Genomic DNA, 10,801 nt, shown 5'->3' with positions numbered 1-10,801 from the left:
TCCGGTTCCGCTTCGCTCCACCTGCGGTCACCCATGGCGCCGGAGGCAATCTTGCACTAACAATTAACGCGGACCACTCAGTGGGGGCCGGTCACTACGCCACCTATAATGGGGCCTTCATCGTCTATCTGACCGAAATCATTCCGGGCCATGTTCGCACCGTCGGCTTCAGCCTTGCCTATAGCATGGCGACGGCGATTTTCGGTGGCTTCACGCCCGCCATCAGCACCGCATTGATCGGCGTGACGGGGGACAAGGCGATCCCCGGCGCATGGTGCGCCGCCGCCGCCCTCATTTCCCTGCTCGCGCTGCTGATCGGCAGCCGCATCAACCGCCACGTGGAGGGGCAGGCCTGAACACTCACTAACGTTTCAAAACCAACGATAAAAAATCCGGGAGAATTTGACATAAACAAAACTGAAAAGCCTGTTCGCCCAAGGGACCGCGCTCATGCCCATGGCATTGGCGCTGGCGATCACGACACCGGTCATGGCGCAAGATGCTCGCGCATCATCGCGGCGCAATTGCCCTGTCCGATGCCGTCATTGCCAAAGGCTCCGACCCGAAAGTGCGCGCCGCAGCACAGAAAACCAAAGCCGATCAGACCAGGGAAGTCGCGATGATCGAGGCGATGCTAGCAGGCAAGCCCATGGCGACCGCGTCCGTACCGCCGCAACCGAACGCCAGCCCGGGCGTCCCGGCGCCTGCGCCGCGACCGTCCGCATCTTCCCCGAAGCCTAAGCCCGTGCCGCCAAAGCCGGCGCCAGATAGGCCAGCCGCAACATTCGTCCGACATAGCGGTCCGAGACGCCCTCGGCATCGGCTATGTCCTGGATCGTCGCTGCTGCACCGCTTTCGAGCTTCCGCCGCCAGCGCAGTCTTCAAATGGGACCGTGACGGCGCGCTCATCTGGGCCCGAAATGTCTCCGGGCCCTTCATCAACGGCGGCTGGATCGATGCCAGCGGCAATGTCTACCTTGCCGGTGCTTACTACTCGAGCAACTACTATGGCTGGCTGGCCAAGCTCGACACCTCTGGCACCCTGCAATGGCAGCGCAGCCTCAACGGCTCCGGCCAGGAACTCTGGTACAATGCGGCGGTCGATGCATCCGGCAACGTCTATGTGGCCGGCTATTCAACATCGAGCGGCGGTTCCGGCAATGCCGACGCGTTGATCGCCAAATACAACAGCGCCGGCACCCTGCTGTGGCAGCGGTCGATTGGTGGCTCCGGCAACGAATATGCCAGCCAGATGGCGCTGAGCCCGGACGGCAGCCTGCTGGTCCTGGCGGTTAGCTCAACGGCGATGGTGTTCTCCATCTACACGATGATGGACTTCTCGCCCTACGGTTAAATGGATCTGTGCGGCGCCATCGTCAAAGTGCCCATCGATGGATCAAAGACTGGCATCTGGTCAGTGGCGGGAGCCTCGACCCAGGGCGTAACCTACAGCGCCTCATCACCCAGCATCGGCAACACCTTCTGGTCTCTGACCTTCCGCAGCTTCTCGTTGCTGAGCCGCACTCTGACCGCGGGCACACCGTCCTACAGCTTTGTGACCGGGTCCTACACCAACACCACGACCGGGATTTGACCCATGATCATTTCGCATGACCGCCAAACGCTGTTCATTGGCGTGCCAAAGAACGGATCGCAGACTGCGCGGGCTGTGCTGGGACAGATCGGTGTCGATTTGGTTGGGGAGATGGGACGGCATCCGACAGTGCCGGAAGCGATCAGGTTGGCTGAGGCGCACTTTCCAGGGGAGGCTATCGCGCCGACGGCTATTTATGCCTTCTGGCGGGATCCGGTCGAGCGGTTCTGCTCGGCTGTCGAGTTCCATAAGTGCTGCCTGCCGAATTCTTTCATTCAGCTGTTTCCGGAGCGGTTCGTTGGGATCGAGCCACATCCGCGGTGGTTCGAGACGGATGCCGAGACCATCGATCTGGATATCGGCTGCCGTGCGCCCCGGGTCGCTCGCCTTGCCCGGAAGCATAGCCTCGATCCGACGCCACTGCGCCTCGCTCAACTCGTATCGCTTGATCCCCATGACGCCTCCGCAACTGCGGAAACCCATGAATCAGACATCATCCCGTTTGGGAATCCTCTGAATGTCGATACAGCCTAGGGCTCAACTGCGCAGGCCATGCCAAATTCCAAGTGAGGTGCGGCACCGTGATGTCTATCTTCAAATCAATGGTGAGAAAGCAGCGTGGCGCAAGTTCGGGCGAGGATGTGAACCCACTCCTGAAGACAATCGGGATCAGTTGGAGCATCGGCCAGCTCTGAAGACCCGAGGCGCCAGTCATGAGATCCGGTATGCACCTTCATAACATGTGAAAAATGATAATCTGCTGTTTATACGTGATCCCTGTGGCACATGGTGTGATCCGCTAGTGACTCGATTACACGACAATCGGCAGCCACGCCGCCCCGGCAGCGACCAATTATTTGCGATAGTTCGCCCCGCAGCGTGATGAGCTGATCAATCTTTTTTTCGACTTTGGCCAGATGCCGTGTGGCGATTTGGTCGGCCTGTGAGCACTCACGCTCGGGGTTGTCGACCAGATCAAGTAGTGAGCGCACCTCTTCGATGCTGAAGCCAAGCTCGCGCGAGTGACGAACAAAAGCCAGCCGCGTCCGATGCAAGTCGTCATAGGCGCGGTAATTGGCTGAGGTGCGCGCAGGTGCCTTCAGGAGGCCGATACGTTCATAATAGCGTATCGTCTCGATGTTGGTACCCGTGGCACGGGAAAGCTCGCCGATTTTCATTGCTTGACCCTGTAGTTGCTACAGGGTGTAGATAGTGTCCGACTCGGAATTTGTCGAGAAAGATATTGGATGTCGGACGATTGCTGCCAAAGCGCATGCGGAAGCGAAACGGCCAAGGCTGACCCGCGCTGGCGGCGGGTGCTTTGGGTTGCACTGGTCGTCAACGCGGCCATGTTCGCGGTCGAGATGATCGCGGGCGCGGCGGCGGACAGCCGCGCGCTCCAGGCCGACGCGCTCGACTTCCTGGGCGACGCGGCCAACTATGCGCTGAGCCTCGCCGTCGTCGGCGCTGCGCTGGCGTGGCGGGCGCGGGCTGCGCTGATAAAATCGCTGTTCATGCTTGGCTTCGCGGGCTGGGTGTTCGGGAGCGCTGTGCTCGCATTCGTGAACAACAGCTCGCCCGATCCGGCCACAATGGGCGGGGTCGGTGCGCTGGCGCTGGCGGCGAACGCTGGCGTCGCTGTCATGCTCTATCGCTATCGCACCGGCGACGCGAACATGCGCTCCGTCTGGATTTGCTCGCGTAATGACGCGATCGGGAATGTCGCGGTTATGCTGGCGGCGCTCGGCGTGTTCGGCACGGGCAGCGCATGGCCCGACTTGATCGTCGCCAGCATAATGGCGGGGTTGGCCCTGACCGGCGGATTTCAGGTGTTCCGCCACGCTATCGCAGAATTGAAGTCCGCTCCCATTGTGGTGAAGCAGGCATGACCGCCGGGCTTCATTCCATCCCACTGCTGGCGATGCTTTCGATTGTCGCGGCGACGCTCGTTCGTGGGATCGCCATCCGGCGCAAGACGGGCGACCGGCCCTGGGCATTTGCCTCGGCGAAGGGCGTCCAGCGGATCGCGGGGAGCAGCTTCGCATTCAGTGTGGCGGCCTTGATCGCCGCCGCCGTGCTTGCACCGGTGAGCGACACTGGCTGGACGATAACGGCAGCGATCATCGCGATTGTCGGGGCGGCAATTGTCATGGTCGCGCAGGTACAGATGGGCCGGGCGTGGCGCGTCGGCGTGCGCGAAGGCGATGCGCCGCTGTTCATTTCGCACGGACTGTTTCGTTACAGCCGCAATCCGATCTTCGTCGGTATGATGCTGGTCGGGCTTTCGGCGGCAATGGTGTCCGGAACCTGGTGGAGCTGGTCCGGCGTGGCGGTTTTCATTGCATCGTGCGCGGTGCAGGTCCGGATCGAGGAGGCGCACCTCGAAGCGAGTTTTGGTCAGTCCTACCGCGAGTTCCGGTCGTCGGTGCCGCGCTGGGTTGGTTTTGGAACGGCGGCATGACGATCCCGGCAATTGTTCACGCGAAACGGTTGATCGCCGTCGAAATGGCAGCGTATGCAGCGTCCCGAACTGTCAATGACATCACCGCTGCCTGGACCGCCCTTGAACGCGCGCACATTATTTCCCAACCCTATTTGGGGCCGCACCTTGCCAATCATTGGGCGATGCTCGGCTTCGCAGTGGAACAACGGGATTGGCGCGAGGTCATCGGACAAGCCATCCGCCTTGCGCTTGCACCACTCGGGTCGCTCACAGGGCGCATTCCCATAGGCAATACCGGACGCTCCAACGTCAGCGCGTTTGAATCGATGGCAATTCCTGACGATCTGCGCGACGCGATGGCGCGGCGGGACCAATGAGGAAATCTTTGCCGTTTCCACGCCATGCTGCTACGCAGCATCGGATGCGGGGTCGTTTTACTTCACTGCTCGTTCTGTTCGGGCTGTTTTTCGGCATGATCGTCATGCCGGTGATTGCTCATGCCAGCGGCAACAGCCCCGTCCATGCTGGCGAAATGCTCGACATTCACGAAATTGACGCGGCCGATCATTCGCATTCGCAGGGTGCGGACAAGGATATTCCCTGTCACGCGGTCAACCATCATCATTGCAGTGTCGCGCTGCAACTTGATGCGCCGCGCATCAGCCTGAACGGGTTGTCCAAGGGCGCGTTGGTGCGTCCGTCGGCAACCTCGCCGCTATTGTCTCGCAGCCAGGCTCCGCCGCTGGAGCCGCCCGCAGCCTGAACCGTGCCGCCGCGCGGGGGGACTTCCCTCGCGCGCCCGTCATGCGTTCAGGAGTTTCCACATGAGATTGTCATTGCGTACCGCCTTGCTGGCGGGCGCGCTTATCGCCAGCAGCGGGGCGGCATTGGCCGAACCCGTGAGCTTGGCACAGGCGCTCGCCCAAGGGGCGGAAAAATCGCCGCGCGTTGCCGAAGGGAAGGCGAAAGCCGACGCGGCCGAGGCACGAGCGCGGCAGGCCGGAGCCTCACCAAATCCCGAACTCAGCGTTGAGGTCGAGAACTTCGCCGGAACCGGCGTATTCCAAGGTTTTCGCAGCACCGAGACAACCCTGGCGTTGAGCCAACGGATCGAGCTGGGCGGCAAGCGGAGCGCGCGCGTCGCGGTCGCTTCGTCCGAGCGTGACTTCGCTTATCTGTCTTACCGTGCCGCCGAGGCCGATTTGGCACGCGACGTTCGCGTGGCCCATGCCGAACTGCGCGCCGCCGAAGACCGTGCAGTGCTTGCGCGCGAGAATGTCGCTCAGGCGCGCGAACTGGCGCGAACCGCGCGGTTATTGGTCGAGGCCGGACGCGATCCGCCCTTGCGCCAGCTTCGTGCCGAGGCGGTGCTGGCCGAGGCGCAGGCCGAGGAAGCCCGCGCCTTTGGCGAATTGCTCGCTGCCCGCCGCCTGCTTGCCGACCTGATCGGCAGCAGCGATCCCGAATTGTCCGCCACGCCGATCTACGACGAGGCCGCGCCCGGCGCTTTGCCGCCCGCAACGCCGTCGCTTGACGAGCAGCTTGCCGCTGCCGAGCGCGATGCCGCGCAGGCGCGCATCCGGGTGGCGCAGGCTGAGGCGGTTCCCGATATCACCGCCAGCGGCGGCGTCCGCCGCATCAGCGATGGGCGTGAAACTGCCTTCGTTGCCGGGTTCTCGATCCCGCTCCCGGTGCGCAACCGCAATCGCGGCGGCATCGAAGCCGCGCAGTCGGACGCGCTCGCCGGTGAAGCGGCGCTGGCACAGGCGCGGCTCAATGCCAGCCGTGCGCAGCATGATGCCCGGATGTTGCTCGGGGCCGCCGATGCGCGGGTAGAGGCCTTGTCCGGGCCGTCGTTGGCGCAGGCCGAAGAAGCGGTGCGGCTCGCCCGTATCGGTTACAGCGCGGGCAAGTTTAGCCTGATCGAACTGCTCGACGCGCAAGCCGCGCTCACCACCGCCAAACTCGCGCTGATCGAGGCTCGCCTCGACCGCGCTCGCGCGCTCGCCGCGCTGATCCGCGCCAATGCGCGCGCAAGGGATTGAACCATGACCGAAGAGACAAACAGGAAAAAATTGATCGCCGGTGCCGCGATCGCCGCGCTCGTGCTGGGCGGAGGCGGCGTGATGCTGGGCCGCACGGTGTTCGCGCCCGCGACCACCGCCAGTGCCGATGCCGAAGAGGGCGAGCATGGCGAGGAAGAAAACCACGGTCCCAAAGGCTTTGTCATGATGGACGATGCGCGCGCGAAAGCAGCGGGTATCGTCACCGAAGCGACGCAGGCGGGCGCGCTTGGCGCTGAAATCATCGCGCAAGGCGTGGTTGCCGCAGCGCCCAATGGTGAGGCGGTGCTGACCGCACGCGCCGACGGGGCGCTCACCCGCATCGTTAAGCAGCTCGGCGACAGCGTGAGCGCGGGCGAGACTATCGCCTATCTCGAAAGCCGCGATGCCGGTTCAATTGCCGCCGAGCGCAGCGCGGCCTCCGCTCGCCTCATTGCCGCCCGCGCCGCCTATGCCCGCGAGAAAAAGCTGTTCGATGCCCGCGTTACCTCGAGGCAGGATTTGGAAGCCGCACAAGCGACGCTTGCTGAAGCCGAAGCCGAGGCGCGGCGCACGCAATCGGCGGCGGGCGCAGCCAAGATCACCGGCGACGGGCGCTTTCTGGCAGTCACTAGCCTGATTTCCGGGCGGATCACCAAAGTCGATGCGACACTCGGCAGCTATGTCGCGGCAGGCACCGAACTCTTCCGCGTCGCCGATCCGCGCAAAATCCAGATCAATGCCTCTGTGCTCCCCACCGATGCCCGTCGTATCCAACCGGGCGACCGCGCGGTCATCGAATTGTTGGGCGGCGATACGATCAACGCGACCGTGCGTGCGGTGACGCCGAGCCTCGATCCCGAAAGCAAGGCGGCAACCATCGTGCTCGTGCCTGATGGCTTCGGCCAGCTAACCGCCGGGCAAGGGCTGCGCGTGCGCATTACGCCTCGCAACGCTTCGCCCAGCGCCAGCATCGGTGTTCCCGAAGAAGCCGTGCAGTCGGTCGAAGGCCGTGATGTGGTGTTCGTCAAAAGGCCAATGGGCTTTCAGGCAACCAACGTCACCGTCGGGCAGCGCAGAGCAGGCCGGGTCGAAATCGTCGCTGGGCTGAAACCCGGTGCCGTGATCGCGACCAAGGGCGCATTTCTTCTCAAAGCCGAACTCGGCAAGGGCGAGGCGGAGCATTGAGATGATCGAAAAACTTCTCGATGCGGCAATCCGCTTCCGCTGGGGCGTGGTCGTCGCCACGCTCATCGTTGCGGCCTTCGGTGTCAGCCAGCTGTTCAAGCTGCCGATCGACGCCGTTCCTGACATCACCAACAAGCAGGTACAGATAAACACCGTCGCCCCGGCCTTAGGGCCGCTCGACATGGAGCGGCTCGTCACCTTTCCGATCGAAACCGCGATGGCAGGGATTCCGGGGCTGGAAAGCTCGCGCTCGATCTCGCGCAACGGTTTCAGCCAGGTGACGGTCGTATTTGAGGAACGCACCGATCTCTATTTTGCGCGCCAGCAGGTCGCCGAGCGGCTGACGCAGGCCAAGGAAAGCCTGCCCGATGGCGTTGAGCCGCAAATGGGGCCGGTGACCACAGGGCTTGGCGAAGTGCTGATGTATGTCGTCGAGTACGAACCCGCTGGCACCAAGGCGAACCCCAAGATCGCGGGCAAGCCCGGCTTTCAGCCCGATGGCAGCTATCTGACCACCGACGGCAAGCTGCTGACCGACGAGGTGTCGAAGCTCGCCTATCTGCGGACCGTCCAGGATTGGGTGATCCGGCCACAGCTTCGCTCAGTCGAAGGGGTTGCCGGGATAGACAGCATCGGCGGCTATGAAAAACAGTTCGTTGTCGAGCCCGATCCGGCCAAGCTCGCAAGCTACCACATCTCCTTTTCCGAACTCGCCGAGGCTCTCGAAAAGGCCAATATCTCGGTCGGCGCTAACTTCGTCGAACGCGGCGGCGAGGCGTTTCTGGTCAAGGCCGATGGCCGCATCCGCACGCTCGACGAAGTGGGCCAGGCGACGGTTGCGACGCGCGGCGGCGTTCCCGTCACGGTGCGCGACATCGCAAATGTCCGCATCGGCGGCGATCTACGCACCGGCGCAGCGTCCGAAAATGGCAACGAAGTCGTGATCGGTACGGCGTTGATGATTGCCGGCGGCAACAGCCGGATCGTCGCCAATGCGGTTGCCGAGCGGCTCGATCAAATCGCCAAGTCGATGCCGCCGGGGATCAAGATCAAGACCGTGCTTGACCGTTCCAAGCTGGTCAACGCGACGATCTGGACGGTCGAGAAGAATTTGCTCGAAGGTGCGTTGCTGGTCATCGCGGTGCTGTTCTGGCTTTTGGGCAACATCCGCGCCGCAATTATCGCGACGCTGGTCATCCCGCTCTCGTTCCTGATGATGGCGATGGGTATGAACGCCACCGGCACATCGGGCAATCTGATGAGCCTTGGCGCGCTCGACTTTGGCCTCATTGTCGACGGCTCGATCATCATCATCGAGAACTGTCTGCGACGTCTGGCCGAGCGCCAGCATCACGAAGGCCGGATTCTGAACCTTACCGAGCGGCTGCATGAGGTGTTCGAGGCGTCGCGCGAAATGGTGCGCCCGACGATCTTCGGGCAGGCGATCATTTTCCTTGTTTTCGCGCCATTGCTCACCTTCACCGGGGTCGAAGGCAAGATGTTCACGCCCATGGCAACCACGGTCATGCTGGCGCTGGCCGGGGCCTTCATTCTTTCTCTTACTTTCGTCCCGGCGATGGTCGCCTTGCTCATCCGTGGCGAGGTTGCGGAGAAAGAAGTGAAAGCGGTTGCTTTCGTCAAGGAGCGATACGAACCGCTGCTCGCCAAAGCGATTGCGCGACCGTGGCAATGGATCGGGGCGGGCGCCGCCTCGCTGGTGCTGGCAGGTCTTGCTTTCACGATGCTGGGACGCGAGTTCATTCCACAGCTCGACGAGGGCGACGTCGCGCTGCAAGGCATTCGAATCCCTTCTACCTCGCTAAACCAATCACTCGCCTTGCAGATGCAGATTGAGAAGGCGGTGGCGAGCCTGCCCGAAGTTGCCTTCATGTATTCGAAGACCGGCACGGCGGAGGTTGGCACCGATCCGATGCCCGCCAATATCTCGGACTCGTTCGTTATCCTGAAACCCAAAGACCAATGGCCCGACGGTGTGGACACCAAGGACCAGGTGATCGAACGGCTCGAAGCCAAGCTCAAGCCGCTGGTCGGCAGCGCTTTCGAGATCAGCCAACCGATCGAGCTGCGGTTCAACGAACTGATCGCGGGCGTGCGTGGCGACATCGCGATCAAACTCTATGGCGACGATCTGGAGGAAATGGGTGCGCTCGGGGCAAAGGTCGCTTCGATCCTCAATACCGTCCCCGGCGCGGCGGACGTGAAGGTTGAGCAGACTCAAGGCTTCCCGCAACTCGACGTCAAGTTCGACCGTGACGCCATTGCGCGTTACGGCCTGACATTGCAGGACGTGACCGACACCGTCGCGGCCGCGCTCGGCGGGCGCAAGGCAGGGATCGTATTCGAAGGCGACCGAAGGTTCGATATCGTCGTGCGCTTGGCCAATGCGGGACGTAACGACCTCGATGGAATTGGCGCCTTGCCGATAATGTTGCCGCAGGAAGGCCAATCGGTGCCACTCAACGCTGTCGCAACGTTTTCGCTATCCGAAGGCATCAACCAGATCAGCCGCGAGAACGGCCAGCGACGGGTTGTCGTCCAGGCCAATGTGCGCGGCAACGATCTTGGCTCGTTCGTCAGTGAGGCGCAGTCGAAGATTGCGGCACAGGTTCAGCTTCCTCCTGGCAGTTCAATCGAATGGGGTGGGCAGTATGAAAATTTGCAAGCCGCCAGCCAGCGACTCTCAATCATCATCCCCGCGGCCCTGCTCACGATCTTTGCGATTCTGACCTTTGCTCTCGGCGGGATCAGGCAAGCAATCGCGATCTTCTCGGCTGTTCCGATGGCGTTGGCGGGTGGGTTGCTTGCGCTCTTCATCACCGGGCAGAACTTCTCGATTTCGGCGGCAGTGGGCCTGATGGCGGTATCGGGTGTCGCGGTGCTGAACGGATTGGTGATGATGTCTACAATTAAGGAAATAATAAATGCGGGCAGGCCAGTCGCCGAAGCGATAAGGGAAGGCGCGCTGAAACGGCTGCGCCCCGTCATCATGACCGCTACCGTCGCATCGCTTGGCTTCGTGCCTATGGCGCTTGCCACCGGCAAGGGCGCGGAAGTGCAGAAGCCGCTCGCCATTGTTGTGATCGGCGGCCTCATTACCTCGACAATACTGACGCTCTTCGTCCTGCCCGCGATCAGCCATCTGCTGCTCAAGGGTCGGCACAAGCATCACATCGCGGGGGATTACAGCGACGTCGACCAGTTTGGCGGGGAACTGCCCGAGAAATGAGGTTGCTGGGGCGGTCAGGACTTGGCCGCCCCAATCCATAATCCAATTCGCTGCTTGCCAAGGAGAACCACGGCATGACCACCAGGGCCCAGTATGATATTCCGCTCGTGCTGCCCGGTCTGCCGGATGTGGCGGATGCCTGTGTCGAGCGCCTCGTTGCCCTGTTGAAGCCGCGAGCTGGTGTGACCGAGGGTACGCCTCCGCTGAGCGGCGCCTTGCTGTTGGGATTATGTGACGGTCTTAAGGTCGCAGTTATTTGCGTACTTAGGAGCGGTTTGTGGGGCGGA

12 protein-coding genes and 1 pseudogene are annotated in these 10,801 nt (G+C 62.4%); 12 read left to right on the top strand and 1 reads right to left on the bottom strand.

From position 1 onward, the window contains the following. From ACQKOE_RS16435 to ACQKOE_RS16420, 4 genes and pseudogenes are all read left to right on the top strand, one after another. Nucleotides 1-356 (top strand): annotated as a pseudogene (locus tag ACQKOE_RS16435) (hypothetical protein); the annotation flags it as partial. A 143-nt stretch (nt 357-499) separates the two neighbouring features. Beyond that, complete coding sequence (locus tag ACQKOE_RS16430; RefSeq protein ID WP_315610387.1) at nt 500-1,354, top strand: DUF305 domain-containing protein; 855 nt, start codon at nt 500-502, stop codon at nt 1,352-1,354. Then, nucleotides 1,355-1,594 (top strand): hypothetical protein, encoded by a 240-nt coding sequence (locus tag ACQKOE_RS16425; protein WP_315610386.1) that lies wholly within the window; start codon nt 1,355-1,357, stop codon nt 1,592-1,594. It abuts the gene before it with no gap. Between the two features lie 3 nt (nt 1,595-1,597). Further along, a complete protein-coding gene (locus ACQKOE_RS16420) occupies nt 1,598-2,128 on the top strand; it encodes a hypothetical protein (RefSeq protein WP_315610385.1) in 531 nt (176 codons plus the stop codon). A 230-nt stretch (nt 2,129-2,358) separates the two neighbouring features. Here ACQKOE_RS16420 and ACQKOE_RS16415 read toward each other — a convergent pair whose 3' ends face one another. Continuing rightward, on the bottom strand, nt 2,359-2,772 hold the full coding sequence (locus ACQKOE_RS16415) for a helix-turn-helix domain-containing protein (protein WP_315610384.1): 414 nt from the start codon (nt 2,770-2,772) through the stop codon (nt 2,359-2,361). 69 nt (nt 2,773-2,841) lie between these two features. On the opposite strand from ACQKOE_RS16415, the gene ACQKOE_RS16410 reads away from it, so the two are divergent. The 8 genes from ACQKOE_RS16410 to ACQKOE_RS16375 form a co-directional block, all read left to right on the top strand. Beyond that, nucleotides 2,842-3,483 (top strand): cation transporter, encoded by a 642-nt coding sequence (locus ACQKOE_RS16410; protein WP_315610383.1) that lies wholly within the window; start codon nt 2,842-2,844, stop codon nt 3,481-3,483. Further along, complete coding sequence (locus ACQKOE_RS16405) at nt 3,480-4,055, top strand: isoprenylcysteine carboxylmethyltransferase family protein (RefSeq protein WP_315610382.1); 576 nt, start codon at nt 3,480-3,482, stop codon at nt 4,053-4,055. Before ACQKOE_RS16410 ends, ACQKOE_RS16405 begins: the two co-directional genes overlap by 4 nt. After that, the gene (locus tag ACQKOE_RS16400) at nt 4,052-4,414 is read left to right on the top strand and encodes a DUF3703 domain-containing protein (protein WP_315610381.1); all 363 of its coding nucleotides are present in this window, start codon (nt 4,052-4,054) and stop codon (nt 4,412-4,414) included. Before ACQKOE_RS16405 ends, ACQKOE_RS16400 begins: the two co-directional genes overlap by 4 nt. Next, nucleotides 4,411-4,800 (top strand): hypothetical protein, encoded by a 390-nt coding sequence (locus ACQKOE_RS16395; RefSeq protein ID WP_427513771.1) that lies wholly within the window; start codon nt 4,411-4,413, stop codon nt 4,798-4,800. The genes ACQKOE_RS16400 and ACQKOE_RS16395 overlap by 4 nt, the downstream gene beginning before the upstream one ends. Nucleotides 4,801-4,861: 61 nt before the next feature. Then, nucleotides 4,862-6,082: a TolC family protein gene (locus tag ACQKOE_RS16390; RefSeq protein ID WP_315610379.1), complete on the top strand. Its 1,221-nt coding sequence runs from the start codon at nt 4,862-4,864 to the stop codon at nt 6,080-6,082. Nucleotides 6,083-6,085: 3 nt separating this feature from the next. Beyond that, nucleotides 6,086-7,267, top strand: a complete 1,182-nt coding sequence (locus tag ACQKOE_RS16385; protein WP_315610378.1) for an efflux RND transporter periplasmic adaptor subunit — start codon at nt 6,086-6,088, stop codon at nt 7,265-7,267. 1 nt (nt 7,268) lies between these two features. Next, a complete protein-coding gene (locus ACQKOE_RS16380; protein ID WP_315610377.1) occupies nt 7,269-10,514 on the top strand; it encodes a CusA/CzcA family heavy metal efflux RND transporter in 3,246 nt (1,081 codons plus the stop codon). A 74-nt stretch (nt 10,515-10,588) separates the two neighbouring features. Next, nucleotides 10,589-10,801 (top strand): hypothetical protein (locus ACQKOE_RS16375; protein ID WP_427513770.1); only part of this gene is annotated, 213 nt, incomplete at its 3' end.

Source organism: Novosphingobium sp. NPDC080210 (assembly GCF_050281025.1).
In the GTDB taxonomy this organism is placed as follows: domain Bacteria; phylum Pseudomonadota; class Alphaproteobacteria; order Sphingomonadales; family Sphingomonadaceae; genus Novosphingobium.
This window is presented reverse-complemented; position numbering and strand designations above follow the sequence as displayed.